Here is a 25,324-nt window from a genome sequence, read left to right as displayed (position 1 = left end):
GCCGTGGCAGTCTCAGCACCGGCCGCGGACACCGAACGGGCGGGCACCGGGGACCAGCGTCCCCGGCCCCGCCGCTCGGGCCGCCTGCGCACCTCGCTCGCCTTCTGGGCGTTCGTCGGGCCGTTCCTGGCCGGACTCATGGTCTTCACCCTCGTCCCGGTGGTCTGGAGCGCGTACCTGTCGCTGTTCGACGCGACCAACACCGTCACCCCGCTGCCCGAGGACTTCGTGGGCTTCGGCAACTACGCCGACATGCTCACCGACCGGGCGTTCCAGGACAGCCTGATCACGTTCTCGGTGTTCGCCGCGTTCATCGTGCCGCTCACCTTCGCGTGCTCGCTGGGCCTGGCGCTCATGCTCAACCAGCTCCGCTTCATGCGCGCGTTCTTCCGCTCGGTGTTCTTCCTGCCCTTCGCGTGCTCCTATGTGGTCGCCTCGCTGGTGTGGAAGATGTCGATCTTCAGCGGCGTGCGCTACGGCCTGATGAACTCGATCCTCGACCTGTTCGGGATCGAGGACGTCGCGTGGCTGTTCAGCCCCGACCCGCCGTGGTACTGGCTGGTCATCGTGTCCCTGCGCCTGTGGATCCAGTGCGGCTTCTACATGATCCTGTTCATCGCCGCGCTCCAGCAGATCCCCCAGCACCTCTACGAGGCCGCCTATGTGGACGGAGCGAAGCCCGGTCGGCAGACGTTCTGGCACATCACGCTGCCGCAGCTGCGCGCGACCGCGGTGGCGGTGCTCATGCTCATCCTCATCGCGGCCTATCAGGCCTTCGACGAGTTCGTGAACCTCATCGGGAACCAGGCGTACGCCAGGCCGCCGCTGGCCTACCTGTACTACACGGCCCTGGGCACGCAGCAGGACCTCGGCCGCGGTTCGGCCGGGGCCCTCATCCTGGCGCTGCTCATCGCGATCGTGACCCTCCTCCAGGGCAGGTTCCTCGGTTTCGGCAACAAGGAAGGTCGGTGAGCGGCATGGCGACCGCGACCCAGGTCAAGCGCCCGGCCGGGTACAAGCCCGGCGTCGGCACCAGGGGCGTCCGGACGGCGAATCTCGTCATCCTGTCCGTGCTGGCCGTGCTCTTCCTGATCCCGTTCTACCTCATCCTGCGCAACGCCCTCGCGACCGACGCCGAGATCACCGCGCCCGAGTGGATGTGGTTCCCCTCCTCGCCGAGCTGGGAGAACCTCCCGAACCTGTTCAACGACCCGGCGGTGCCGATGCTGCGGAGCCTCTTGAACTCCGCCATCGTCGCGGTCGCGACCACGGTCGGCACCCTGTTCCTGTGCACCACTGCGGGATACGGTCTCGCCCGCATTCCGTACCGCCACGCGGACAAGGTCTTCTACCTGGTCCTGGCGACGCTCATGATCCCCGGCGCGGTCACGTTCGTGCCGAGCTTCGTGATGGTCTCCAGCCTCGGGTGGATCTCCGACTTCCGCGGCCTGATCATCCCGACGCTGTTCAACGGCTTCGTGGCCTTCCTGTGCCGCCAGTACTTCCTGGGCTTCCCCAAGGAACTGGAGGAGGCCGCGCGCGTGGACGGGCTCGGCTACTGGGGCTCGTTCTGGCGGATCGTGGTCCCCAACTCCGGGAACTTCCTGGCCGCGATCGCCGTGATCACCTTCGTGGGGGCCTGGAACTCGTTCCTGTGGCCGCTGGTCATCGGCCGCTCGCCGGAGTCGTGGACGGTGCAGGTCGCGCTGTCGACGTTCCTGACCGCCCAGACCGTGAGCCTCTCGCAATTGTTCATGGCCGCACTCGTGGCGATCCTGCCATTGGTGTTCGTGTTCCTGTTCCTGCAGCGGTTCCTCGTCCAAGGCGTTGCGCAAACCGGACTAAAAGGCTGACCACAAGGATCGGACTCCCTCTAAAGGCGACAGCGGCCGATGCTAATGTGAGCCGCGCCTCGGATCGCCGGGGCGTCGCCGTCCAGGCACCCGACTTCATTCGATTCCCCGGTGCCCCCGGCCGTTCGCGGCCGGGGGCACCGTTGCGCGCGCACCGGGGCGGCCACGACGAAGCCCACAGCCGGCGCCGACACCGCCACTGCTCCACCCGCCGACCGCTAGTCTTGCCGCTGTGGACCTGACCGAATACGTGCCCGTCGTGCCCGACTTCCCCGAGCCGGGGGTCGGCTTCCGCGACATCACGCCGCTGCTGGCCGCCCCCGCGGCCTTCAAGGCCTCGATCGACCGGCTCCAGGAGGCCTGCGAGGCCTATCCGTACGACGCGATCGCCGCCTTCGACGCCCGCGGCTTCCTGTGGGCCGCGCCGCTGGCCGACCGCACGGGCAAGCCGCTGCTTCCGATCCGCAAGGCCGGGAAGCTCCCGCGCGAGGCGGCCGTGGAGTCCTACCGCGGCGAGTACGCCGAGGTCCGGGTCGAGCTGCACGCCGACGCGGTCCGCCAGGGCGACCGGGTGCTCCTGGTCGACGACGTCATCGCCACCGGCGAGTCCATGGCCGCCGGCGTGCGCCTGGTCGAAGGCCTCGGCGGCACCGTGGCCGCCTGCGCCGCGCTCCTGGAGATCGCCGCCCTCTCGGGCCGCGACCGCCTCGACGGCTACCCGGTCCTCTCGCTCCTCGGCAAGCTGTAGCCCCTCAGCCGAGCAGCTTCTCGATGTTCGCCGGGTCGGCCAGCGCCGAGCCCATGCCGATGACCGAGGCCCCGGCCTTGAGATAGGTGTCGACCGCGTCGGGGTCGATGCCGCCGGTCGCCACGAACCGCACGTCCGGGAACGGCCCGGCCATGGCCTTGAACCAGTCCGGGCCCAGCGCCGAGGCCGGGAAGACCTTCATCCACCGGCAGCCCAGGTCCCTCGCGAGGCCCACTTCGCTGGCGGTGGCGACGCCGGGCAGGTGCGGCATCCCGGCCGCGTGCGAGGCCTCCAGGACGGCGGGGTTCAGGCCCGGCGCGATCGTGTAGGCGGCGCCCGCGGCGGCGGCGCGCTCGACGTGCCCGAGGGAGACGACGGTGCCGGCGCCGACGGCGTGGCCGCGCGGCTCGGCCGCCTTGACGGCGGCGGCCAGGGCCGCCTCCTGGCCCGGCTGCCCGATCGGCACTTCGACCAGGTCCAGTCCGGCGTCCCAGAGCCGCTCGGACAGCTCGACCGTGTCGTCGGCGGGCAGTCCCCGCCAGATCGCCATGACGCGGTGTCCGTCGAAGAGGCGGTCGAAGTAGTCGCCTTGGTGCAGGGTCACTGGTCCTCCAGGAGGGCTCGGACGGTCTCGGGATCGGGCGGGGGCGCGAGGTCCCCGACGGTCTGGAGGGCCCCGGCGGCGAGCCGGTGGCCCAGGCGCATGGCGGCCGCGAGGGAGGCGCCCTGCAAGCGGCCGTAGAGGAATCCGGCCGCGAACGCGTCGCCGGCGCCGACCGGTTCGACGACCTCGACGGGCTCGGCGGGGGAGTAGCACCGCTCCTCGCCCTCGAACGCGGTGACGCCCTCGCCGCCGTCCTTGACCACGAGCACGCCCGCGTTCGGCAGGAGTTCTCGCACGTCGTCGGGGGTCTCGACGCCCCACAGGGTCTGGGCCTCGTCCAGGCCCACGAAGGCGATGTCGGCCAGGTCGGCCAGGCGCGCGAGCGCGGGCCCGGCCGCATCGACCGGCCACAGGGCGGGCCGGTAGTTGACGTCGAAGCTCACCAGCGCGGGGGCGAGCGCGCGGTCGGCCAGGAGCTCGTCCACGAGCGCCGCGCAGGTGTCGGACAGGACCGGGGTGATCCCCGACAGGTGCAGCAGGCGCGGCGGCGCGACCCGCGCGAGGTGCCCGGGCGCCATGGTGGAGGCGGCCGAGCCGCGCCGGTAGTAGTGGACGGTGGTGCCGTCGGGTCCGGGGTCCTTGAAGTAGACGCCGGTGGGCCGCTCGGGGTCGGTCCCGACGCCGGAGCAGTCGACGCCGGCGGCGGCCAGGACGTCGAGGATGCGCCGGCCGAACGGGTCGTCCCCGACCTTGCCGTACCAGGCGGTGTCCGCGCCCATGCCCGCGAGCGCGACCGCGACGTTCGACTCCGCCCCGGCCACGCCGGCCTGGAGGTCGACGGCGGTGCGGAGGGGGCCGGCGGCCGTGGGGGCGAGCACGATCATCGACTCGCCGAGGCACAGGACGTCCATGTGGCTCCTGATCCGTAGTGCTTCCGAGGGGGTGGGGACGTCTTAGCCTACCGATCGGAAAACGCATACACAAAACCGCCGCCGCCGCCGCATCGCGGCGAATCCGCACGCCCCTTCGCGGCACTGTCCCGCGTAGACTGGACAGTCAGGCCGACACCCTGGGGGCGGGCATGTTCGAGAGGCGGCTGCTCAAGCTCTTCGCCTGGACCATCGGCGTGCTCATCCTCCTGTGGATGCTCGCCGAGTGCCTCGGCGGCGCCGACGAGGCCGACCCGAGCCGCCAGGACCTCGACCGCGACACCGAGCAGTACGCCGCCGACTGCGACCGCGCCTGGGAGGCCCTCGACCGGGTGACCGAGGCGGACGGGCAGAACGTCGACGCGGTCGTGGACGAGATCGACGCGCTCGGCACCGAGATCGCCGACCAGACCCTCAAGTCCATGGTCGCCGGCTACGCCCAGGAGGCCCAGTCGATCGTGGCCGCCGAGCCCTCCGGCGAGGCCCTCGAGCAGGCCCGGTTCGACTTCCGCGACGCCGCCGCCCTGGACCTGTCGATGCGGTGCCCGATCCGCTGACCGGCCCGTCCGCGACGCGGACTCAGGTATTGACAGTGTTCAACATTACCGATAACTTCTACACGTTCGCGCATCCTTCTGTCCGAAGGATGCCCGGTCGACCTCATTGTGGAGGGTTCGCCGCGCCGCGCCGCCCATGGCGTCCGGGCCGGTACCGCTCCACTCGGACCTTGCTCTGGGGTTGACGGGGCGGGACCGACCGGAGGCGCACCACCGCGCGAAAACACGGTGATGCGGCCCGGAAGGCCCCGCCCCGTTTCGCAACGAATCGCCCGAAGAGGCACAGACCTTCTTTCTCCGTTTGGGTTCGGGCCCGCGCCTGTGGCAAAATGGCACGTCTGCCGTTGACCCGTAGGAGCCTCGTTGCCACCCAGCGAACTGCACGCCACCTTCTTGCCCGACCACGCCTCCCCGGCGGACGGTCGGCTGCTGTTCTTCGGCGGCGCGCACCCCCGGGCCGCGGTGGCCGAACTGGGCCTGCCGCCCGGCGACCCGGTGGACGCCGAGCTCTACCTCGACGGCGAGCTCCAGGAGGTCGAGGGCGTCGCCATGCCCGTCCGGCCCGTCCTCCCCGCCCTCACCCGCATCGCCTCGCGCCCCGACATCACCGAGTCGGTCGCGATCTGGGCCCGCATCGCCAACGCCGTCGACGACGACAAGTTCGACGACCTCGACCGCATCGCCGGCGAACTCCCCGCCGAAGGCCACTCGGTGCCGCACTCCGAAGGCCACGTGTGGACCGCGAAGGCCCTCGTCGGCGCGTTCGTCGAGTCCTTCACCGAGCTCCTGCGCTCCGACTCCGGGCTCAACCTGCGCCTGATCACCGCGCAGCACTCCGACCCGGGCCCGATCCGCGTCAACGCCGAACTGCGCCGCTACCAGGCCCACGGCATCGCCTGGCTCGAAGCGGCCGCGGAAGGCGGCGCCGGCGTCATCCTCGCCGACGACATGGGCCTGGGCAAGACCCTCCAGTCGATCGGCCTCCTCGTCCGCCGCGCCGGGAACGCCCCGCACCTGGTCGTGTGCCCGACCTCCCTGGTCGGCAACTGGCAGCGCGAGATCGCCCGCTTCGCCCCCCAGCTCACCGTCCACCTCCACCACGGGCCGAACCGCACCAGGCACCCCGCGCCGCTCCACGACGCCGACGTGATCGTCACCTCCTACTCGATCGCGCTGCGCGACGTCAAACTCCTGCGCAACATCGCCTTCGACACCATCGTCATCGACGAGGCCCAGGCGATCAAGAACCACCGCTCCCGCACCGCCGGAGCCGTCCGCGACCTCACCGGCCGCGTCCGCGTTGCCCTCACCGGCACGCCCGTGGAGAACCACCTGGCCGAGCTCTGGTCCATCTCCGAGTTCGTCAACCCGGGCCTGCTCGGCGGCCAGACCGACTTCAAGCGCCGCTTCGCCGACCCCATCGAGATCGGCCGCGACCCCGTGTCGGCCGCGACCCTCCGGGCCCGCATCGACCCGGTCGTGCTGCGCCGCATGAAAGAGGACGTCGCCGCCGACCTGCCCCCCAAGATCGAGGCCGTCGTCGCCTGCACCATGACCGACGAGCAGTCCGGCCTCTACAAGGAGGCCATCCGCGAGGCCTTCGACGAGGGCCTGGGAGACGGCATCACCCGCCGCGGCCGCGTCCTGAAGCTCCTGACCCGCCTCAAGCAGATCTGCAACCACCCCGCCCAGTACGTCGGCGAAGGCGACGGCGGACTCGCCGAGCGCTCCGGGAAGCTCGACCGCGTCACCGAGATGCTCGCCGAGGTCGTCGACGAGGGCGCCAAGGCCCTCATCTTCACCCAGTACCGCCAGATGGGCGAACTGCTCTCGCGCCACCTCCACGCCGAGCTGGGCGTCGCCGCGCCGTTCCTCCACGGCGGCCTCGACCAGCCCGCCCGCGACAAGCTCGTCGACGGCTTCCAGACCAGCGAGGGCCCCGACATCCTCCTGGTCTCCCTGCGCGCCGGCGGCACCGGCCTCAACCTCACCGGCGCCTCCCACGTCGTCCACTACGACCGTTGGTGGAACCCCGCCGTCGAGGACCAGGCCACCGACCGGGCCCACCGCATCGGCCAGACCCGCACCGTCCACGTCCACAAGCTCGTCACCGCCGGGTCCCTGGAGGAGCGCGTGGACGAACTGCTCGCCAGGAAGCGCGCCATCGCCGACGCCGTGGTCGGCTCCGGCGAGGACTGGCTCGGCGAACTCGACGACTCCCAGCTGCGCAAACTCATCGAACTCGACGACGCCGGAGGCCCCCTGTGAGCGACCCGTACGGCCGGACCTGGTGGGGCCGCAAATGGTGGCGCGCATTGGAGACCATCGGCCTCAACTACCCCGACCAGCGCATCGTCAAGGGCCGCACCCTCGCCGGGCACGCGGCCGTCACCGGACTGTCCATCGAGCCCGGCTCGGTGACCGGGCGCGTCTCCGACGGCAACGGGACCTTCGCCGCGGAGATCCGCATCCCCGTCTACAACTCCTCCGCCTGGGCCGCGGGGATGACCGCGTTGTCGCTCTCGCCCTCGTGCGTGGCCGGGCTCCTCGCCGGGCGGCTGCCCAAGCGCATCGACGACGTCCTCGCCGAGACCGGGATGCGCCTGCTGCCCAAGAAGTTCGTCACCGAGGACCACAACCGCATTACCACCTCCTGCCCGTGCGCCGACAACCGCGAGGTCTGCGCGCACATCATGGCGCTGGCGCTCGTCAGCGCCGCCAAGATGGACGACGACCCGTGGCTGGTCCTGCTCCTGCGCGGCGGCCCCACCCGCGACCTCGCCGGACGGCTGCGCGCGGCCCGGCTCGCGAGCATGGACGCCGCCCAGCCGGTCTGACCGGGACACGGCGAAGCCGGGCCGCCGCAGCGGCCCGGCTCGGACGCCCGTCTGTGGAGGCGGTCGTCAGCTCACGGTGATGTTCGAGCTCCCGCTGGACTGGTAGCCCTCGGTCGCCATGATCATGTAGTAGCTGAAGCTGCCGAGGTTCATGCCCGCCCGGGCCCACGCGTCGAAGTGCTCGCCGGTGTTGATGGTGCCGCTGCTGCGGAGGTTCTGGCGGACGCTCCAGTACTGCGGGAACGTCTTGGTCCCCTCCACCGACGGGGCGTTGTACCGCATGGAGTGGAGCAGGTTGTAGTTGCCGCTGCTGGTGCTGAGCGTGCCGCGGTTGGTGGCGCCGCTGCTGGGGTTGTACGGGCCGTGCGATTCGACGATGTAGTACTCCACCAGCGGGTTCGAGGTCCAGCCGTACAGGGCCAGGTAGCCGTTGCTGCCGTGGTTGACCCAGCCGTTGTAGTTCACGGTCCGGCGTCCGCCGTTGCGCCAGCCCTTGCCGCCGACCCAGTTGTTGGTGCCGTTCCACTGGGAGCTGTAGTTCCCTCCCGAGCCGAGGGTCATCGACACCGATCCCTGGGAGTCGGTCCAGAACGAGTAGTAGTAGCCGTTGTGCGTGCCCTCCTGGTTGGTGTTGATGACCTGCTGGGCGTTCGCGGTGCCGGGCGCCAGCAGCGCGGAGCCGCCCATCGCCAGGACGCTCGCGCCGCCGAGCAGGAGGCTTCTGCGGCTGAACGGGTTGACGGGTTTGTCGTCGGACATGATTCCTCCTTGAGCGGGCCGGCGGGTGGCCGACCGGTGCGGCGGGACCCGAGGGCCCGGCGGGCGGGGTCGCCCGCCGGCGTCGCGCGGCGCGGTGAGTTCGGTCGCCGTGCGGTCGACGCCCGGAAGACCAGGCCGCGCAAGGCGACTCGAATCGATGGACGTCGATGGCTACGACAGTGAAAGTATTATCGAACGCCATCGATTTGTCAAGAATTACCGGAAAGTTCTCGATAATCTCATTTGACCAAATTGGACTAACTGAAGCTGTTATGCCTGCATATAGGCTGTGTCCGAAGAGCAATCGGCGGGCCAGATCGATGAAGGTCGACTTCTCGGGCCCTCGTGCGAGGTCGGAGCGACCGAAACTTTCGGAAGACTTCCAGGTCGACATCCGGGCTTGGCGACGGCTCCCGGGCACGGCGAAACGGCCGGTCCGGCGCCGCATAAGCGGCGCCGGACCGGCCGTTCGCGAAGCCTTAGCCGACCGTGACCGTCAGGCGCGGTCCCTCCTGGTCGACGCGCACCGCCCGCATGTCCGCGGCGCGCGGCAGGTCCCGGGCCTCGGCACCCGCGTAGCCGCCGACGACCACCGTCGCCGCGCCGGCCGCGGCGGCCGAGACCAGGCCCGCAGGGGCGTCCTCGAAGGCGACCGCATCGGTCGCGTCGTAGCCGAGGGCCTTGGCCGCCATCAGGTACGGCTGCGGGTGCGGCTTCCCGTTCGTCACGTCGTCGGCCGCCACCAGCACCTTCGGCAGCGGCACCCCCACGGCCGCGAGGCGCCGCAGCGTCAGCGCCCGCGTCGCCGACGTCACCACCGCCCACCGCGACGGGTCGAGCGACCCCAGCAGCGCCGCCGCCCCCGGGATCTCGCTGATCCCGTCGGTGCGGTCGATCTCCTCGGCCTCGATCCGGTCGGTCTCCGCCCGCGCGTCCACCCCCGCGGGAGCGAACTGGGCCACGACCTCGATCGTCGGACGCCCGTGCGCCACCGCCAGGATCGCGGCCGCTTCCAGCCCGTGCCGGGCCGCGAACCGGGTCCACGCCCGCTCCACGGACGCCGTCGAGTCCACCAGCGTCCCGTCCATGTCGAACAGCAGCACCGAACCGGTGAGCATCGAACCGCCCATGCGTTCCTCCTCGAGTCGATCCGCAACGCTACCAACGGCAGATGTCCGCCACGCTACATTTCCCAGGCCCGTGCGCGAACGCACCGCACGTGCGATCCGGCGCGCCGAATAGCGGTTGCACCGAGCCGGTACGTCACTTAGCGTCGAAGCCGTGCCCGAACTCATCCTGCCGACCGCACGGCTCGGCCCCTCCTTCGCCGCGGCGATCCGCGAATTCCTCGCCGAGGGCCGCGGCGGCCCCGACGACCGCACACTCCTCGGCGACCTCATCCGACAGGCCGGACCACCGGAGGACACCGGCCCGTGGATCGCCCGGGTACTCGACTTCGAGCGCATGCTCACCGACGACCCGCCGGCCTCCTTCGTGCCCTGCACGACCTACTGGTGGACCGATGGCGACACCTACCTCGGCCGCATCAACCTGCGCCACCGGCTCAACGAGCACCTGCGCGAATACGGCGGCCACATCGGCTACGACATCCGCCCCACCGCCCGCAGGCGGGGCCACGCCACCGCCATGCTCGCCGCCGCGCTCCCGCACGCCGCGGCCCTCGGCATCGAGAAGGCGCTCATCACCTGCGACGACGACAACATCGCCTCCCGCAAGGTGATCGAAGCCAACAACGGGGTATTCGAAGACCAGCGCGGCACGAAACTGCGGTACCGGGTGCCGACCGCGCCCGGCGGAGGACCGCGGAGGGACTGACCGCGCGAGCACCGATCAGGTTGGGGGACAGGGTGGGACACAAGCGCGTCGACTACGACACGACACAGCACGCCGGATACGCCAAGGGCCGCAGGCTCCTGCCGGTCAGCCGCCGCACCTGGATGCGGGCCTTCCGCGAACTCTCCGGCGGCCGCCGCGTCACCGCCGCGGTCGACGTCGGCTCCGGCACCGGCCGCTTCACGCCCGTGCTGGCCGACGAGTTCGCCGCACCCGTCACCGGCGTCGAGCCCTCCGAGCGGATGCGGGAGGTCGCACTCGTCGAGTCCGCCCACCCGCTCGTCACCTACGTCCCCGGCCACGCCGCCGACCTGCCGATCGCGGACGGCGCCGCCGACCTGGCCCTGATGTTCCTCGTCTGGCACCACGTGCCCGACAAACCCGCCGCCGCAAGGGAACTCGCGCGCGTCCTCGCCCCCGGCACGCGGCTGCTCATCGCGACCACGTTCGCCGACCGGCCCAAAGACCTGCTCACCTACCGGTACTTCCCGCGCGCCCGCGAGATCGACCTGGAGGTCTTCCCGACCCTCGGCGACACCGCCGCACTGTTCGACGGCGCCGGATTCGACCGCGCCGCGCTCACCGAAGTCCACCACCGCTCGGCCGACAGCCTCGCCGAGTACACCCGGCGCCAGCGGATGCGGGCACTGTCGGTCTACGAGCATCTGAGCGACCGGGAGTACCGGGACGGCATGGCCGCCATGGAGGCCGACGCGGCCGCCGAGACCGAGCCGCGCCCCGTCGAATCCGGATGCGACCTGCTCGCCCTCACCCGCCGCTGACCAGGTCGCCTCCGGGAATCCCCGGAAAGCGGCCGCCCGGGATTCCGGAAGCCGCCCTAGCTCCCGTCGGGAGCGACCAGGCCCGTGTTGTAGGCGAAGATGACCGCCTGCACCCGGTCCCGCGCGCCGATCTTCGCCAGGATGCGGCCCACATGGGTCTTCACCGTCGACTCGGCCAGATGGAACCGCTCGGCGATCTCGGTGTTGTTCCAGCCCCGGCCGATCGCCGTGAGCACCTCGCGCTCCCGGTCGGTCAGCACCGCCAGCTGCTCGGCCGCCGCCGAGGCGTCCGCCTCGCCCTCGACCGGGAACTGGTCGGCGAACCGGTCCAGGAGCCGGCGCGTCAGCTTCGGCGCCACCACCGCGTCCCCGGCCGCGACGACCCGGATGCCCGTCAGCAGGTCCTCCGGCTGCGCGTCCTTGACCAGGAACCCGCTCGCCCCCGCCCGCAGCGCCGCGTACGCGTACTCGTCCAGGTCGAACGTCGTCAGCACCAGCACCCGGCTGCGCCCGCCCGCCGCGATGATCCGCCGCGTCGCCTCGATCCCGTCCACACCGGGCATGCGCACGTCCATCAGGACCACGTCCGGGCCCAGCTCCGTCGCCCGCCGCACCGCGTCCGCCCCGTTGTCGGCCTCACCGAGCACCACCAGGTCCGGCTGGCTCTCCACCAGCATGCGAAACCCCATGCGCTGCAAAGGATGGTCATCGACGATGAGCAAGGTGGTCACGTGCGTTCCTTCCCGTTCCTCGGCAGCCACAACGACACGCGCCAGCCGCCCAGGGCCTCAGGCCCGGCCACCATTGTGCCGCCGAACGCCGCCGCCCGCTCCGCCAGGCCCGCCAGACCCCGCGCCGTCCCCGCCGCGTCGACCCGGTCCCCGGTGTTGGACACCGTCACCGCCAGGCCGTTGTCGCGGTACTCGAGGGACGCCTCGGCCCGCTTGATGCCGCTCGCGTGCTTGAACACGTTCGTCAGCGACTCCTGGACCGTCCGGTACACCGCCAGCTGCTGGTTCTCCGACAGCTCCCAGTGCTCGCCCGAAGTCCGCACCGTCACCTGCAGGCCCGCCTCGCGCACCCGCTCGATGAGCACGTCCAGCTCGGCCAGGCCCGGCTGCGGCGCCAACTCGACGTCGTCGCCGTCCTCGGCCTTGAGCACCGACAGCACCCGCCGCAGCTCGCCCAGGGCCTCGCGGCTGGTCCGCCCGATCGCCTCCAGGGCCTCCTTCGCCTTCTGCGGCGACGCGGCCGCCGCATACGCGCCCCCGTCGGCCAGCGCGTTGATGACCGCCAGGTTGTGCCCGATGATGTCGTGCATCTCCCGCGCGATCCGGTTGCGCTCCTCGGCGACCGCCGCCTGCGCGGCCTGGTCGCGCGACGAGGTCAGGAACTCCCGCCGCGTGCGCACCAGCATCGCGATCGCGACGATGAATCCGAAGTAGATGATCGTGGGCGCGAAGAACGCCACGAAGCTCTCCGGCGTGTGGGGGTAGTTGACCAGCCAGTCCAGGACCGAGGGCACGATCGAGACCACCGACGCCCACCACAGCAGCCGCAGCGGGCGCCGCACCACCAGGTTGTACAGGACCACCGTGAACGCGATGGCCCCCGCGGCGCTGAGTATCCCCGAATCGACGTCGGTCAGGTTCAGCGGGATCACGACCGCGAGCGGCACCAGCTGGCTCAGCATGACCGCGAACGGGTAGCGGCGGCGCCAGACCGTCGGCACCATGTACGCCGCCGCCAGCACCACCTGCAGCACGGGGTACCGCATGTCGAGGCCGCCGGCGACCATGGCGACCAGGCCGCCGCAGAGGATGAACAGGTACAGGAAGGTCGGGAACAGATCCCAAAGCAGCGGATGCCGGGAGTCGAACTCCGACATCCGCTGCCACAGCCCGCGCTTGCGGGAGACGGTCACGGCATTCGCCACTAAGGGAACCTCACACGTCCCGGCGCCGGACACCTCCACATCAGTGGAGAGGACCGCGGCACTCGATCGACGATCATACGTCCCTGCGCTTGAGCAGCACGCCGGCCAGACCGTAGGCGACCACGAGCCAGATGCCCATCCACAGCCACGACTCGCCGACGCCCAGCGCCTGGCCGGCCGGGTCGACGTACGTGATCGTGTTCGACACGTTGCCCGGCGCGTACGGCGTCACGTCCTCGACCCATCCCCACGGCAGCAGCGTCGCCAGCTGCGGCAGGATCATGATGACGCCGATGTAGAAGCCGATCGAACCGGCCGAGTTGCGCAGGATCGCGCCGATCGCGACGGCCAGCAGCGTCAGGTAGACGATCATCGCGACGTACCCGAACAGGGCCCGCGTGACCCCTTCGTCGCCGAGCGAGACCCCGCCCAGCTCGGTGCCGTCCAGCAGCGCCTGCGAGATGAAGAACGTCGCGAACACCATGACGGTGAACAGGACCGCGACCACCGCGCCGAAGACGACGGCCTTCGACCACAGCACGCCCAGCCGCTTGGGAGCGGCCGACATCGTCGACCGGATCGAACCGGTCGAGTACTCGCCGGTGATCGTGAGGATGCCCAGCACGGCGACGAACACCGAGCTGAGCGCCACACCGGACATCGCGAACCCGACCGCGTTCTCGGCGCCGCCGATCTCCAGGTCGGCCGGCACGGTGCCGGAGACGAGCGCGCCCAGCCCGGCGGAGAACACCACCGCGCACAGCAGCACGATCCACGTCGAGCGCAGCGTCCAGAGCTTGGTCCACTCCGAGCGCAGCAGGCCCGTCGCGCTCAGCTTGTAGTTCGCCGGCGGCGCATACGCCGCGGGGCGTTCGGTCATCGCGGCGGCGGTCATCGGGTCGCCCCTTCCGTGGTCTGGCGGTACTCGACCGCGTCGGCGGTCAGCTGCATGAACGCGTCCTCGAGGGAGCCGCGGTCGGTCCGCAGCTCGTGCAGGACCAGGCCGTGGGCGGCGGCGGTCTGCCCCACCACGGCGGCCTCGGTCCCCGACACCTCCAGCACGCCCTTCTCGGGGCTGGCGATGGAGATGCCCGGGCCGGCCAGGTGCTCGGCCAGCCGCGCGGCGTCGGGCGAGACCACCCGCACGCGGGACTTCCCGTTGCCCGACACGAAGTCGTCCACCGTGGTGTCGGCCAGGAGCCGGCCCTGCCCGATCACGACGAGGTGCTCGGCGGTCTGCGCCAGCTCGCTCATCAGGTGCGAGGACAGGAACACGGTCCGCCCCTCGGCGGCCAGGCCCTTGAGCAGCACCCGGATCCACTTGACGCCGTCCGGGTCGAGGCCGTTGACCGGCTCGTCCAGGATCAGCACGGCCGGGTCGCCCAGCAGCGCCACGGCGATGCCCAGGCGCTGGCCCATGCCGAGGCTGAACCCGCCGACGCGCTTGCCGGCGACCTCGTGCAGGCCCACCAGGTCGATGACCTCCTGGACCCGCCGCTTGGGGATGCCGTGCGTGCGCGCCAGCGCCAGCAGGTGGTTGTGCGCGCTGCGCCCGGCGTGGACCGACTTGGCCTCCAGGAGCGCGCCGACCTCGGACAGCGGCGACTGGAACTCCGAGTAGTGCTTGCCGTTGACGCGGGCGAGTCCGCTCGTGGGGGCGTCCAGGCCCACGATGGCGCGCATGGTGGTGGACTTCCCGGCGCCGTTCGGCCCGAGGAACCCGGTCACGACGCCGGGCTTGACGTTGAACGTCAGATCGTCCACGGCGGTCTTCTTGCCGTAGCGCTTCGTCAGATGCTCGATCTCGATCATGATGACGACGGTACGGCGGCCGGAGCGGCCGTTCATCCGTTTCAAGAGCGAACTTTCGGGACGCGAGTGGTACCCGGGTACTACTACTTCCGGACTGCATGGCGGTGTGGCGCGGCGTTTCAGGCTACTTGGCGTCGGCGTAGCTGTCGATGATCTTGGGGCGCAGCGGGATGCGGACGGGCAGGTCCCCGAAGAGCGTGGCCGTGGCGCCCGCGGCGGCGCGTTCGATCGCGGCGGCGACCGCTTCGGCGTGCTCGGCCGGGCAGTGGACCATGACCTCGTCGTGCAGGAAGAACACCAGTTCGCCCAGGCCGCCGTCGTGGAGTTCGCGCCGCAGCAGCGCCAGCAGCACCAGGGCCCATTCGGCGGCGGTGCCCTGGACGATGAAGTTCCTGGTGAACCGGCCCCGCGAGGACGAGGTCTTCGTCCCGTCCTCGGAGTTGAGCGACCGCCACCACCGCTCAGAAGGGGCCGGGACGGTCCGGCCGAGCCAGGTGCGGACCAGGCCGCCCTTCTCGCCGGTGCGCGCGGCGGTCTCGACCCGGTCGAACGCGGCCGGGAAGCGGTCGCGCATGAGCTGCACGAGCTGCGCCGCGTCGCCGGCGGTGCCGCCGTACATGGCCGAGATGAGCGCGATCTTCGCCTTGGACCGCTCCCCGCCCAGGCGCGGGGCCAGCTCGGTGTACAGGTCGTCGGCGGCGGTCGCGGCGATCATGGCCTGGTCGCCGCTGATGGCCGCGAGCAGCCGCGGTTCGAGCTGGGCGGCGTCGGCCGCGACGAGCTTCCACCCCGGGTAGGCCCGGATGGCCTCGCGCACGGCGTGGGGGAGCTGGAGGGCGCCGCCGCCGTCCGAGCCCCAGCGGCCGGTGTCGGCGCCGCCGATGATGTACACCGGGTGGAACCGCCCCATGTCGCCTTCGGCGCCGTCGTCGTCGCCGACCCAGGCGTCGGCCCAGTTCCAGCCGAACCCGGTCCAGACCCGGGCGTGCTCGCGGTAGGTCTTCAGGGCCTCGACGGCCGGGTGGTCGATCGAGGAGAGCTCCCAGGAGTGGGTGGTCTTCACCTCGACGCCCGCGGCGTGGAAGGCGGCCAGGACCTGCTTGGTCGAGTCGGGGTTGAACTGGTGGCCGAAGGCCGCGGTCACCTTGTCGGCCAGGGCCTGGAGCTTCCTGGGGCGCATGCCCTTGGACGGGCGCGGGCCCAAGAGGTCGCGCAGGAGCCGGTCGTGGACGCCGCGGTCGAACGGGACGCCCGCGCGGCTCATCTCGGCCGCGACCAGGCCCCCGGCGGACTCGGCGGCGAGCAGGGTCGCGAGGCCGGGGAGTCCGGCCGCGCCGATGCGGCGGCGCTGGGCGAGCCAGTCGGCCTGGAGCCGGGTGAGGAGGGCGGGCCCGTCGACGGGCTCGGGCTCGCGTTCGAAGAGGGTGCCCGCGTCGGGGTCGGCGCTGACGACGTGGGCGGGCGGCTCGCGCCCCTCCACCCGGGCGAGGATGCGCTCGGAGAGCCGCAGGTCGCGGCACCGGTCGAGGCGGACCCCGGCTTCCAGCAGCGGCGGGTAGTCGCGTGCGGCCTCGGCCACGACCCAGCGGGGCGCTCCGGCGGGGTCGCCCTCGTACGCCGCGACGGCCGCCGCGAGGTCGCGGTGGTGCGCGGGGTCGCCGCCGGGCAGGGGCTTCGTCCAGCCCTCACCGCCCCGACCGGGCACCAATGCGACCTCCACGACCCAAGTGGAACACGCGGGTACGACATTCCCGCCCGTTCCGGGGCCCGCCGCACCCGATCCGGTCTCCCGCGGTCCGTTCACGCCCTGAAACCGCATTGCCGCCCCGTTGCGTGCGCGAACGCACGACACGCCGCCCGCCGCACGACCCGACGCGGTGTCGCCCACGGTCCTCTGTCTAGGACATCCGTGAAGACAGTAGACATACTTTTCGGCCGCACGGGTATACGTCTGCCATGGCATTGATTCTTTGGATCCTCGCGGTCATCCTCGTCGTCTACGGCATCTGGATGATCTTCCGAGGACAGCTGCTCCTGGGCATCGTCGTCATCATCGTCGGCCTGCTGGTCGGCCCCGGCGGGGTGAGCATCTTCACCTAGCCGGGCCGCTCACGGGACGGCCGCCGCGACAGCGGCGGCCCGTTTCGGAGAGCGGCCTCGACCAGGCGCGGGTGCCCCCCGCGCGAAGCATTCGGCCCGCCCGTGAGGGCCGGCCCGACACGACCCGCGGGAAGGCCCGCTCGCGCCGCGAGCGGGCCTTCCCCTCGTCCCGTTCAGGCCGCCGGCTCGATCCGCCCGGCGAGGTGGTCGACCGCGACGGTCGCGTGGAGCCTCGCCCCGATGGGCAGGACGGCGTCCTCGGCGTAGAACGCCGGATTGTGGTTGAAGACCATGCCGGGGCCGCCCGGGGCCGGTTCGACGCCCGTCGCCGTCAGCTCGACGCCCTGGCAGCCCAGGCCGACGTACAGGCCGCCGTACTTGTTGACGAACACCGAGACGTCGTCGTACCCGAGCCCCGGCTGCATGGTGATCAGGTGGTCCTCGCCCACCACGCGCTTGAGCGAGGGCAGTGCCGCCTGGACCCAGGCCGGCTCGTTGTGCACCGCCGGGACCTCGGCCGGGAAGTCCATCTCCATGGTCGTGCCGTGCGCCTGCGCGTAGCCGTCGGCCATGCGCCGCATCGCCTCCTTGAGGCCCGCCATGTCCGCTTCGACGGTGGAGCGGATCGTCCCCAGCAGGGTCACGCTCTCGCCGATGATGTTGAACCGGCCCACGTCCTCGACGTGGCCGATGGTCACCGTGAACGGGTCGGCCGCCGGGAACTGCCGGTACAACTGCCCGCAGCCGGAGATGATCTCCGCGGCCACCGGCAGCGGGTCGATCCCCTCCCACGGCGTCGAGCCGTGGACCTGCTTGCCGCGGATCAGGATCCGCACGGTGCACGAGGCCGCGTACTGGTTGCCCTCGTTGTAGGCGATGACCCCGACCGGCAGCGGGCCGACGTGGTGGCCGTAGACCATCGTGGGGGAGGGGTCCGCGAGCGCGCCCTCGGCCTCCATTCGGGCCGCTCCGCCGGCCTCGCCGATCGGCGGTCCCTCCTCGGCGGGCTGGAACACGAACAGGACCGTCCCCGGCAGGTCCGTCTTGAGCTGCGCGAGGACACTGGCGGCGCCCATGAGCATCGCGGTGTGGCAGTCGTGGCCGCACGCGTGCGCGACCGGGAACGGACCGCCCGGGTAGTCCTCGTCGACCACCGTCGAGGCGAAGTCGACCCCGGAGGTCTCCTTCACGGGGAGGGCGTCGAAGTCCGCGCGGAGCGCGATCACCCGGTCGCCCGGATTCGCGCCCTTGAGCACCCCGACCACGCCGTGCCCGGCGATGCCGGTGCGGACGTCGTCGAGTCCCAGGGATCGCAGGTGCGCGGTGATCTTCCGGGCGGTCTCGACCTCCCGGTTGGACAGCTCAGGATGTCGGTGCAGGTCGTGGCGCCAGTCCGTCATCCGGTCGCTCACCGCTGCGGTCAGCTCGTCGATCCGGTCGTAGATCGCGCTGTCGTTCATATCGGCTCCCCCGGTCGGCGCCCGGCGTGCCGGGCCGCACCACTCGACCGTACCGAGGCCGCGGAGGGTCCGGACGCTTTCAGTCGGGCGCCGGGCGCCCTCGCACCCGATCGGCGGGATCGGGCCCTCGTCCCGTTCGCCCGCTTCGGCACCGAGAAGGCCGCGGGCGGCCCGGGCGGACCCGCCCGCTCACGCCGATTCGCGGATCACCAGCTCGGTGGGCAGGACCTTCAGCGGTTCGACCTCCTGGCCCTCCAAGAGCCGCAGCATGGCCCGCGCCATGCTGCGGCCGATTTGGGCGATCGGCTGGCGCACCGTCGTCAGCGGCGGGTCGCAGAACAGGGCCAGGGCGATGTCGTCGAAGCCGATCACGGCCACGTCCTCGGGGACGCGCCGCCCGGCCTCCCGCAGCGCCTGGAGCGCGCCGTGGGCCATGAGGTCCGAGGCGACGAACACGGCGTCCAGGCCCGGCTCGTCGGCCAGCAGCTGGCGCATCGCCGCCTGCCCCGACTCGGCCGTGAAGTCGCCGACGGCGACGATCGCTCGCCGGTCCGCCGCCGCGAGCGCCTGGCGGTACCCGTCGAGGCGCTCCCGCCCGGCCACCATGTCCTGCGGGCCCGCCACCGTGGCGATCCGCGTGCGGCCCTGGGCGATCAAGTGCTCGATCGCGGCCCGCACGCCGCCGATGTGGTCCACGTCGATGCACGGCGCCGCCAGGTGCGGCAGCCCGTTGCACACCACCGGCACCCCGCGGCGCAGCATGAGCTCCGGCAGCAGGTCCGCGTCGTGCAGCGAGGCGAACATGACCCCGTCCACGTGCCCGCCCACGGCGTACCGCTCGGCGCGGAGTCGCGCCTCCGCGGAGCCGGTCGTCAAGAGCACCAGCAGTTTCCCGGCCGCGTCGAGTTCGCTCGCGACCCCGCGGATGACGCTGGGGAAGAACTGGTCGTCCGAGAAGACCCGGTTGGGCGACTCGGGCAGGATGAGCGCGACCGAGTCGGTCCGGTGCGTCACCAGCGACCGGGCCGCGGCGTGCGGCACGTAGCCGAGTTCGGCCGCGGCCGCCTCGACGGCCTCCCGCAGCTCCTCGGCCACCGTCGTCTGCCCGTTCACCACGCGCGACACCGTCGCCCGGGACACCCCGGCCCGCTCGGCGACCTCCTCCAGCGTCGGTCGACCCTGGCGGGGGCCCCTCACCGTTCCGCCCGGTCCCGCAACCGCTCGACGCATCTCGTCCGCCTCCGTAATCCTCGGCCGTCGGCCGCGCCCCGCATGACCGGGCGGATCTCGTACCCGCCCGAGAGCGCGGACACCGCCGGCAGAGGAAGCGTAGCCAGCACCGTCCCGTCCGTCACCGACGACCGGTCGGGGACGCCACCGCCGCCGAGCGGCGACCCGTCGTCACCGCTCGGCGAAAGGCGCCGCCGCGGGCGGCGCGAACGCCGCCCGCACCCCGGTCAGCGCCTGAACAGGAACTGGTCGACCGACACGAAGTCCTGCGACTGCCCCGAAGTGAACGTCAGGTACACGTCGTGGACGCCCGTCGTGGCCGCCACGTTCCCCGGCACGTCCCGCCACGAGGTCCACCCGCCGGTGTTCGCGACCGCGAACGAGCCGATCGGACTGGCCGTGGCCGAGCCGATGCGCACCTCCACCAGGCCGCTGACCCCGCCGCCGGCGCCCGAGGCCACCCGGGCCACGAAGTCCAGCGGCGCGCTCGAACCGAAGTTCACGTCGTCGAAGCGGACCCAGTCGCCGTTGCCCAGCGGCCCGATCGCACCCGACCCCGAAGGCAGGCCCGAGGAGGACCCGTCGAACGAGGTCGCCTCGATCGCCGCGTAAGCGTCGCGCTGGTCGCCCGGGGGGTCGGTCGGGTCGTCGGTGGTGGGCGGGTCGGTCGGCTCGCCGGTGCCGCCGCCCCCGGCGGTGTACACCCGCACGTAGTCCACGAGCATCGAGTGCCCCGGCTGCGTCGCCGCCGTCGGCGTGACCTGGCCCGAGACCCCGTCGGGGAAGGCCCCGCCCATCGCCAGGTTCAGCAGGACGAAGTACCCGGCGTGGTCGGTCATCTGCGCCCACGTGTCGGCGGGCAGGGCGCTCTCGTTCACGGTGTGGAACAACTGCCCGTCCGCGTACCAGCGCAGCTGGCCCGAGGCCCCCGACTCGTCCCACTCGAACGAGTAGGTGTGGAAGCCGCTGTGGCAGTCCCCGCCGCACTGGGTGGTGGCGCCGAGCCCGTTGAACTCGTTGCACGGCCCGCCGGGGGCGACGCCGCAGTGCAGGACGGCGTGGGTGTTGCTCTGGCCGTTGACGTTCTCCATGATGTCGAACTCGCCGACGCCCGGCCAGTTCCAGTAGTTCCCGCGGAACGGCGAGCCCAGGGCCCAGAACGCGGGCCAGTAGCCCAGGGCCGACTGCCCGGTCACCTGGGGCAGCTGGAGCCGCCCCTCGATGCGCAGCGTCCCGTCCTCGGGCGCCTTGAAGTCGGACTTGACGGTCTCGATGCGCGCGGAGGTCCACTGCCCGGCGCCGTCGCGCAGCGCGGTGATCTTGAGGTTCCCCGACCCGTCCGTGGAGACGTTCGCGGGGTTGTTCGTGTGGGCGGCGATCTCGCCGGTGCCCCAGTTGGCGGGCCCGCCGGGGTAGGCGTGCCCGAGGTCGATCTGCCAGTTCGCGGACGAGGGGAGCTGGCCCGCCGAGCCGTTGAACTCGTCGGACCAGACCAGGTTCCAGTCCTGGGCGGCCGAGACGTCCCCGGGTTCGGCGCCGGCGCTCACGATGGCGAGCCCGCCGGAGGCGATGAGCGCCGCGCCCGCCGAGACGGCGGCGAGCACGCGCACGAGCCGGCGCGGTGGCCGCCAGCGCAGCCGGGTGCGGTCGGAGGTCTGAACGTCAGCCATGACGACTCCTTTGCCGGGTAGTGAGAGACCGCTCTCTCGATGCTGATCTGCAATCAGGCTCGAGATGAGAGAGCGCTCTCTCAATTGGTCCAGACCTTCATTCCTACCGAACAAATCGGTACATGTCAATGGATCGTACGCAGAACTTATCGGCCGCCGCGCCCGAGCGGGCACGGCGGGGCCATGTAAGCCCTTGCGGCCCATGGTTATCGCTCACCCGCCTCAGCGGGGCCCGTCCTCGCCCTCGATCTGCGGGGGCGGCTGCCGCGCCTCGCGCGAGCGCCGCTGGAGCTCGTCCATGCGCGCCTGGCGCTCCTCCCGGAGCCGCTCCAGCCGGACCTGGCGGGCGCGCCGCTCCTCGGGGGAGTCGGTGCCGCCGAGCATCCGCTTCTCCAGCCACTCGATGTGCTCGGCGTGCGCGGCCGCGTTGATCGCCCGCACGTCCTGATAGGTGCCCCGCAGCGACTCCATCCGCTTGAGCGCGTCGTGGCACTGCGCCAGCAGGATCTCGATGTCGGCGTTCTCGGTCTCGTCGGCCCCGTCCCGGCGGGCCTCCAGCCACGCGATCCCCTCCCGCAGCCGCTCGCGGGCCTTGAGGTTGTGCATCGCCAGGTCCTCCACGAGCCTGTCGGTCATCTCGAGGAAGCTCAGATGCGGATCGGGGCGGTCGTCGGTGCCCATGGGGCGGTCCTTCCACGAGGAGGTGCCTCTTCCTCTCTACCATACGGCCGCGGCTAGGATCATCCTTCACCGCGCGTCCGATTCACCCCGAAACCCGAGGCCCAGTGGAACCCATCGAGACCGTCTTCGACACCCTCACCCAGACGCAGAGCGCCCCGCCGGTCTGGGTCATGCTCGTCTGCCTGGCCGCCGCGGCGGCCGCCGTGCTGTCGGCGCCGGTGTGGCGCTGGACCCGCGGCCTGGTCACGATCGCGCACGAGGGCGGCCACGCGCTCATGGCGGTCCTCATGCGCCGCCGCCTCACCGGCATCCGCCTCCACGCCGACACCTCGGGCCTGACGTTCTCGCGCGGGCGCCCCACCGGGTTCGGCGCGGCCATGACCCTCCTCGCCGGGTACCTCGCCCCGGCCGCGCTGGGCCTGCTCGCCGCGGCGCTCACCGGCGCGGGTCGGATCGTCCTGCTCCTGTGGATCACCTTGGTGCTCTTGGCGGTCATGCTCGTGTTCATCCGCAACTGGTACGGGGCCCTGGCGCTGATCGTGGTCGGCGCGGGCGTCTTCGCCGCGACCTGGTACGGCAACGCGATCGTCCAGACCGTCGCCGGCTACCTCGGGGCCTGGCTGCTCCTGCTCGGCGCGGTGAAGCCGGTGATGGAGCTCGGCTCGCGCCGGCGCGGCGGCCGCGGCTCGGGCCAGTCGGACGCCGACCAGCTCGCCGGGATCACGCCGCTGCCGGCCGGCTCGTGGATCTTCTTCTTCACGCTCGGCACGATCGCGGCCGCCGTCTGGGGCACGTTCATGCTCCTGCCGCTCAGCGAATGGCTCGACGCGCTTTAGCGCTTCGGCCGCGGCTTGACCCTCGCGGTCGCCGCGACCGAGTACGGGTCCTCGGGCCACGGGTGCCTGGGGTAGCGCCCGCGCATCTCCTTGCGCACCTGCTGGTACGGGCCCTCCCAGAACGAGCGCAGGTCCGCGGTGACCGCGAGCGGGCGCCCGGCGGGGCTGAGCAGGTGCAGCACGACCGGCACGCCCGCGATGCGCGGCCCGTCGTCCGCGCCGAACATCTCCTGGAGCTTGACGGCCAGGACAGGGGCCTCGCCCGAGTAGTCGACGCGGGCGCTGCGGCCGCTGGGCACCGCGAGCGACTCCGGCGCGGTCTCGTCGATCCCGGCCTGCCACGGCAGGAGGTTCCGCAGCGCCTGCCCGACCGGAATCCGCTCCACATCGGACCTGCGCTTGGACCGTGACCACCACGGCTCCAGCCAGTCGGTGCCCGAGGCCAGGGCCGCATCGGACACGTCGGCCCACGGCTCGCCGATCTGCCTGTGGCAGAACGCCATCCGATCGCGCAGCCGCCGCGACTCCTGCGACCAGGTCAGCAGGTCGAGCCCTTCGCGCCGCAGCCCCTCGGCGAGCGCCGCCGCCACCAGTGCCGGGTCGGGCCGGCCCAGCGGCTTGGACGACACCTCGATCGCTCCCAGCGACCGCACCGACCGAGCGCTGACGTCGCGCCGCTCGGCGTCCCACACGACGCGCTCGGACCACTCGTCGCCCACGAGTTCGCAGGCCAGCTCCCCGTCGATCGGCACGGCCGCCCTGATGACGGCCGCGGCCCGCCCGGGGGAGCGGTCGGCGTCGGCGATCGCGATCCACTCGCTGCCGCTCAATGCCGAGCCCTCGGCGGCGACCGCGCCGGTTCCGGCGACCGTGAGCCACTGGCGCGCGCTCGTCGCCCCGCCCGAGCGGTTCGCGGCGCTCGCCTTCGCCTGCACGGGGGCCGCGCCCCCTTGGCGTCTGGCGACGCGCTCGGGGAAGGCCAGGGCGATCACGGTGGCGGCGGCCTCGTCGTCGCCCACGTGCCGGCTCCGGTTCGGCACGCTGCGCCCGAGGCGCTTGACCTCGTTCTCCCACTGGCGGTCCCGGCTCTGGCGCAGTTGGCGCCACTGGGCGAGGAGGTCGTCGCCCCTCCCGCGCTTGTCGAGGCCGAGGAGCGCGGCGACCTCGGCGGCCTTGGCCGAGCCGACGCGTTCGGCGCCGTCCAGGAGCGCCCGCGCCAGGCGCGGGTGGAGGCCCACGGTGGCGAGGTGGCGGCCCCGGGCGGTGGCCGCGCCGTCCCCGTCGATCGCGCCGAGGGAGCGGAGCGTCGCCTCGGCGGCTTCGAGCGCGCCCGCGGGCGGGCGACCCGGCAGGACCAGGTCGTCCACGGGCGTGCCCCAGCAGGCGGCCTGGAGCCGGAAGGCGGTCAGGTCGGAGGTGGCGATGTCGGGTGCGGGCTGGGCGGTGCGGCGGGTGTGCTCGGCCTCGGTCCAGCAGCGCCAGACCGCGCCGGGGCCTTCGCGTCCGGCGCGGCCCGCGCGCTGGTCGGCGGCGGCGCGGGAGGCGAGCGTGGTGGTCAGGCCGGGCAGGCCCCGCGCGTGGTCGATGACGGGCCGGCGGGCGAGTCCGGCGTCGACCACGATGCGGACGCCGGGCACGGTGAGGCTCGACTCGGCGATGTCGGTGCTCAGCACGATCCGGCGCCGGCCCGGGGCGCTGGGGGCGAGGGCGCGGTCCTGCTCGGCCGACGACACCGAGCCGTGCAATTGATATATATCGACACCGAGGTGTTCGGCCCCTTGGTGGGCCAGCCGCTCGGCCACCCTGCGGATCTCGCCCGCGCCGGGAAGGAAGACCAGGACGTCGCCCTCGTCCTCATCGAGCGCCCGGTCGACGATGTGCGCGACGTGGGCGAGGAACCGGTGGTCGACGCGCATGCCGTCAGGGGCGGTGATGCGCTCTCGCGGCGGGGCCCAGTGCATCGCGACGGGGTGGCGCATCGGCTCGGAGGTGACGGCGGGGGCGGGGCGGTCGCCGTCCGCGAGGAGTGCGGTCCACAGGCCGATGTCGGCGGTCGCGGAGGCGGCGACGATCGCGAGTTCGGGGCGCAGGATCTGGCGGGTCTCGGCGAGGAACGCGAGGGCGGTGTCGGTCTCGAGGTGGCGTTCGTGGCATTCGTCGAGGACGACGAGGTCGACGCCGGGCAGCTCGGGGTCGGCCAGGAGCCGGTTGAGGAGGACGCCGGTGGTCACGACCTCGACGCGGGTGGCGGCGGAGCGGCGGGACTCGCCGCGGATCTGGTAGCCGACGCGCTCGCCGAGCTTGTCGCCGAGGATCGCGGCCATGCGGGTGGCGGCGGCGCGGGTGGCGAGGCGGCGGGGCTCGGCGACGAGGACGCGGCGCTGCGGGCCGGCGGTGCCGGGGTCGATGAGGCCGGCGAGGGCGAGCGGGGCGAGGGTGGTCTTGCCGGTGCCCGGCGGCGCGGCGAGCACGGCGGTCCCGGTCCGCTCGACGGCGTCGAGCAGCTCGGGCAGTGCGGCGCGGATCGGCAGTGCGGGCAGTTGCGGCATGCCGACCATTCTCGCCGAAGCGGCGGGATCGGGGGCGGCGGCCGCGGCGGGGGTGAACGTGAGCGGAGGTTCGCGGCAAATCGGGCGCACGAAGCGCCCCCGAATCAACGGTGCCCGGTGGGTGCGA

General features: G+C 72.2%; 24 protein-coding genes. 10 read left to right on the top strand and 14 right to left on the bottom strand.

What is annotated here, in order from left to right; translation table 11 throughout:
- The first annotated feature begins 3 nt into the window (after positions 1-3).
- The 3 genes from BLQ63_RS28210 to BLQ63_RS02735 all read left to right on the top strand — a co-directional run bounded on the left by BLQ63_RS28210 (position 4) and on the right by BLQ63_RS02735 (position 2,601).
- Positions 4-972, top strand: coding sequence for a carbohydrate ABC transporter permease (locus BLQ63_RS28210; RefSeq protein ID WP_218125022.1), 969 nt, complete (start codon positions 4-6; stop codon positions 970-972).
- Positions 973-977: 5 nt separating this feature from the next.
- Positions 978-1,853, top strand: a complete 876-nt coding sequence (locus BLQ63_RS02740; protein WP_091028657.1) for a carbohydrate ABC transporter permease — start codon at positions 978-980, stop codon at positions 1,851-1,853.
- Between the two features lie 232 nt (positions 1,854-2,085).
- A complete protein-coding gene (locus BLQ63_RS02735; RefSeq protein WP_091027930.1) occupies positions 2,086-2,601 on the top strand; it encodes an adenine phosphoribosyltransferase in 516 nt (171 codons plus the stop codon).
- 4 nt (positions 2,602-2,605) lie between these two features.
- Here the strand turns inward: BLQ63_RS02735 and BLQ63_RS02730 are convergent, their stop codons facing one another.
- Together BLQ63_RS02730 and BLQ63_RS02725 are read right to left on the bottom strand one after the other, a co-directional pair.
- Positions 2,606-3,205, bottom strand: a complete 600-nt coding sequence (locus BLQ63_RS02730) for a bifunctional 4-hydroxy-2-oxoglutarate aldolase/2-dehydro-3-deoxy-phosphogluconate aldolase (protein WP_245680823.1) — start codon at positions 3,203-3,205, stop codon at positions 2,606-2,608.
- Positions 3,202-4,116, bottom strand: a complete 915-nt coding sequence (locus BLQ63_RS02725) for a sugar kinase (RefSeq protein WP_091027927.1) — start codon at positions 4,114-4,116, stop codon at positions 3,202-3,204. The genes BLQ63_RS02730 and BLQ63_RS02725 overlap by 4 nt, the downstream gene beginning before the upstream one ends.
- Before the next feature lie 170 nt (positions 4,117-4,286).
- Here BLQ63_RS02725 and BLQ63_RS02720 point away from each other — a divergent pair, with 170 nt between their 5' ends.
- The 3 genes from BLQ63_RS02720 to BLQ63_RS02710 all read left to right on the top strand — a co-directional run bounded on the left by BLQ63_RS02720 (position 4,287) and on the right by BLQ63_RS02710 (position 7,528).
- On the top strand, positions 4,287-4,691 hold the full coding sequence (locus BLQ63_RS02720) for a hypothetical protein (protein WP_091027923.1): 405 nt from the start codon (positions 4,287-4,289) through the stop codon (positions 4,689-4,691).
- Positions 4,692-5,054: 363 nt separating this feature from the next.
- Entirely contained in the window at positions 5,055-6,959 is a 1,905-nt protein-coding gene (locus tag BLQ63_RS02715) for a DEAD/DEAH box helicase (RefSeq protein ID WP_218125020.1), read from the top strand.
- Positions 6,956-7,528: an SWIM zinc finger family protein gene (locus tag BLQ63_RS02710; RefSeq protein WP_091027921.1), complete on the top strand. Its 573-nt coding sequence runs from the start codon at positions 6,956-6,958 to the stop codon at positions 7,526-7,528. Before BLQ63_RS02715 ends, BLQ63_RS02710 begins: the two co-directional genes overlap by 4 nt.
- Before the next feature lie 66 nt (positions 7,529-7,594).
- Here the strand turns inward: BLQ63_RS02710 and BLQ63_RS02705 are convergent, their stop codons facing one another.
- Positions 7,595-8,287 (bottom strand): glycoside hydrolase family 11 protein, encoded by a 693-nt coding sequence (locus tag BLQ63_RS02705; protein ID WP_091027918.1) that lies wholly within the window; start codon positions 8,285-8,287, stop codon positions 7,595-7,597.
- 479 nt (positions 8,288-8,766) lie between these two features.
- Complete coding sequence (locus BLQ63_RS02700) at positions 8,767-9,417, bottom strand: HAD-IA family hydrolase (protein ID WP_177154753.1); 651 nt, start codon at positions 9,415-9,417, stop codon at positions 8,767-8,769.
- 151 nt (positions 9,418-9,568) lie between these two features.
- Here BLQ63_RS02700 and BLQ63_RS02695 point away from each other — a divergent pair, with 151 nt between their 5' ends.
- Together BLQ63_RS02695 and BLQ63_RS02690 are read left to right on the top strand one after the other, a co-directional pair.
- A complete protein-coding gene (locus BLQ63_RS02695) occupies positions 9,569-10,123 on the top strand; it encodes a GNAT family N-acetyltransferase (protein WP_091027915.1) in 555 nt (184 codons plus the stop codon).
- A gap of 32 nt (positions 10,124-10,155) precedes the next feature.
- A complete protein-coding gene (locus BLQ63_RS02690; protein WP_091027911.1) occupies positions 10,156-10,923 on the top strand; it encodes a class I SAM-dependent methyltransferase in 768 nt (255 codons plus the stop codon).
- 56 nt (positions 10,924-10,979) lie between these two features.
- Here the strand turns inward: BLQ63_RS02690 and BLQ63_RS02685 are convergent, their stop codons facing one another.
- The 5 genes from BLQ63_RS02685 to BLQ63_RS02665 all read right to left on the bottom strand — a co-directional run bounded on the left by BLQ63_RS02685 (position 10,980) and on the right by BLQ63_RS02665 (position 16,391).
- Entirely contained in the window at positions 10,980-11,654 is a 675-nt protein-coding gene (locus BLQ63_RS02685; protein ID WP_091027908.1) for a response regulator, read from the bottom strand.
- Entirely contained in the window at positions 11,651-12,859 is a 1,209-nt protein-coding gene (locus tag BLQ63_RS02680) for a sensor histidine kinase (RefSeq protein WP_091027902.1), read from the bottom strand. The genes BLQ63_RS02685 and BLQ63_RS02680 overlap by 4 nt, the downstream gene beginning before the upstream one ends.
- A gap of 73 nt (positions 12,860-12,932) precedes the next feature.
- Positions 12,933-13,754, bottom strand: coding sequence for an ABC transporter permease subunit (locus BLQ63_RS02675; protein WP_091027896.1), 822 nt, complete (start codon positions 13,752-13,754; stop codon positions 12,933-12,935).
- Entirely contained in the window at positions 13,751-14,671 is a 921-nt protein-coding gene (locus tag BLQ63_RS02670; RefSeq protein WP_091028642.1) for an ABC transporter ATP-binding protein, read from the bottom strand. The genes BLQ63_RS02675 and BLQ63_RS02670 overlap by 4 nt, the downstream gene beginning before the upstream one ends.
- Before the next feature lie 124 nt (positions 14,672-14,795).
- On the bottom strand, positions 14,796-16,391 hold the full coding sequence (locus tag BLQ63_RS02665) for a bifunctional 3'-5' exonuclease/DNA polymerase (protein WP_218125019.1): 1,596 nt from the start codon (positions 16,389-16,391) through the stop codon (positions 14,796-14,798).
- A 236-nt stretch (positions 16,392-16,627) separates the two neighbouring features.
- On the opposite strand from BLQ63_RS02665, the gene BLQ63_RS28205 reads away from it, so the two are divergent.
- Positions 16,628-16,771 (top strand): GPGG-motif small membrane protein, encoded by a 144-nt coding sequence (locus tag BLQ63_RS28205; protein ID WP_166659595.1) that lies wholly within the window; start codon positions 16,628-16,630, stop codon positions 16,769-16,771.
- 173 nt (positions 16,772-16,944) lie between these two features.
- Here BLQ63_RS28205 and BLQ63_RS02660 read toward each other — a convergent pair whose 3' ends face one another.
- The 4 genes from BLQ63_RS02660 to BLQ63_RS02645 form a co-directional block, all read right to left on the bottom strand.
- Entirely contained in the window at positions 16,945-18,231 is a 1,287-nt protein-coding gene (locus tag BLQ63_RS02660) for a M20 metallopeptidase family protein (protein ID WP_091027890.1), read from the bottom strand.
- Positions 18,232-18,420: 189 nt separating this feature from the next.
- The gene (locus BLQ63_RS02655; protein ID WP_218125018.1) at positions 18,421-19,428 is read right to left on the bottom strand and encodes a LacI family DNA-binding transcriptional regulator; all 1,008 of its coding nucleotides are present in this window, start codon (positions 19,426-19,428) and stop codon (positions 18,421-18,423) included.
- A 260-nt stretch (positions 19,429-19,688) separates the two neighbouring features.
- Positions 19,689-21,131, bottom strand: a complete 1,443-nt coding sequence (locus tag BLQ63_RS02650; protein WP_091027884.1) for a glycoside hydrolase family 16 protein — start codon at positions 21,129-21,131, stop codon at positions 19,689-19,691.
- Between the two features lie 222 nt (positions 21,132-21,353).
- Positions 21,354-21,812 carry a hypothetical protein gene (locus BLQ63_RS02645; protein WP_091027878.1) on the bottom strand — a complete coding sequence of 153 codons (459 nt, stop codon included), beginning with the start codon at positions 21,810-21,812 and terminating at the stop codon, positions 21,354-21,356.
- 104 nt (positions 21,813-21,916) lie between these two features.
- Between BLQ63_RS02645 and BLQ63_RS02640 the strand changes: the two genes are divergently transcribed.
- Positions 21,917-22,648 carry a M50 family metallopeptidase gene (locus BLQ63_RS02640; protein ID WP_218125017.1) on the top strand — a complete coding sequence of 244 codons (732 nt, stop codon included), beginning with the start codon at positions 21,917-21,919 and terminating at the stop codon, positions 22,646-22,648.
- On the opposite strand, the gene hrpB is transcribed toward BLQ63_RS02640, so the two are convergent.
- Positions 22,645-25,197, bottom strand: a complete 2,553-nt coding sequence (hrpB, locus tag BLQ63_RS02635; protein ID WP_218125016.1) for an ATP-dependent helicase HrpB — start codon at positions 25,195-25,197, stop codon at positions 22,645-22,647. The two genes, BLQ63_RS02640 and hrpB, sit on opposite strands and share 4 nt — an antisense overlap.
- Positions 25,198-25,324 lie beyond the last annotated feature (127 nt).

This window comes from Glycomyces harbinensis, from assembly GCF_900101745.1.
Lineage (GTDB): Bacteria > Actinomycetota > Actinomycetes > Mycobacteriales > Micromonosporaceae > Glycomyces > Glycomyces harbinensis.
The sequence above is the reverse complement of the archived record's forward strand: the minus strand, read 5'-3'. Positions and strand labels throughout refer to the sequence as shown.

Bases quoted from the DNA above. Each gene is read 5' to 3' on its own strand.
- BLQ63_RS02660 (WP_091027890.1), bottom strand. From the start codon at position 18,231: ATGAACGACAGCGCGATCTACGACCGGATCGACGAGCTGACCGCAGCG.
- BLQ63_RS02650 (WP_091027884.1), bottom strand. From the start codon at position 21,131: ATGGCTGACGTTCAGACCTCCGACCGCACCCGGCTGCGCTGGCGGCCA.
- BLQ63_RS02700 (WP_177154753.1), bottom strand. From the start codon at position 9,417: ATGGGCGGTTCGATGCTCACCGGTTCGGTGCTGCTGTTCGACATGGAC.
- BLQ63_RS02670 (WP_091028642.1), bottom strand. From the start codon at position 14,671: ATGATCGAGATCGAGCATCTGACGAAGCGCTACGGCAAGAAGACCGCC.
- BLQ63_RS02720 (WP_091027923.1), top strand. From the start codon at position 4,287: ATGTTCGAGAGGCGGCTGCTCAAGCTCTTCGCCTGGACCATCGGCGTG.
- hrpB (WP_218125016.1), bottom strand. From the start codon at position 25,197: ATGCCGCAACTGCCCGCACTGCCGATCCGCGCCGCACTGCCCGAGCTG.
- BLQ63_RS02675 (WP_091027896.1), bottom strand. From the start codon at position 13,754: ATGACCGCCGCCGCGATGACCGAACGCCCCGCGGCGTATGCGCCGCCG.
- BLQ63_RS28205 (WP_166659595.1), top strand. From the start codon at position 16,628: ATGGCATTGATTCTTTGGATCCTCGCGGTCATCCTCGTCGTCTACGGC.
- BLQ63_RS02725 (WP_091027927.1), bottom strand. From the start codon at position 4,116: ATGGACGTCCTGTGCCTCGGCGAGTCGATGATCGTGCTCGCCCCCACG.
- BLQ63_RS02705 (WP_091027918.1), bottom strand. From the start codon at position 8,287: ATGTCCGACGACAAACCCGTCAACCCGTTCAGCCGCAGAAGCCTCCTG.
- BLQ63_RS02740 (WP_091028657.1), top strand. From the start codon at position 978: ATGGCGACCGCGACCCAGGTCAAGCGCCCGGCCGGGTACAAGCCCGGC.
- BLQ63_RS02645 (WP_091027878.1), bottom strand. From the start codon at position 21,812: ATGGGCACCGACGACCGCCCCGATCCGCATCTGAGCTTCCTCGAGATG.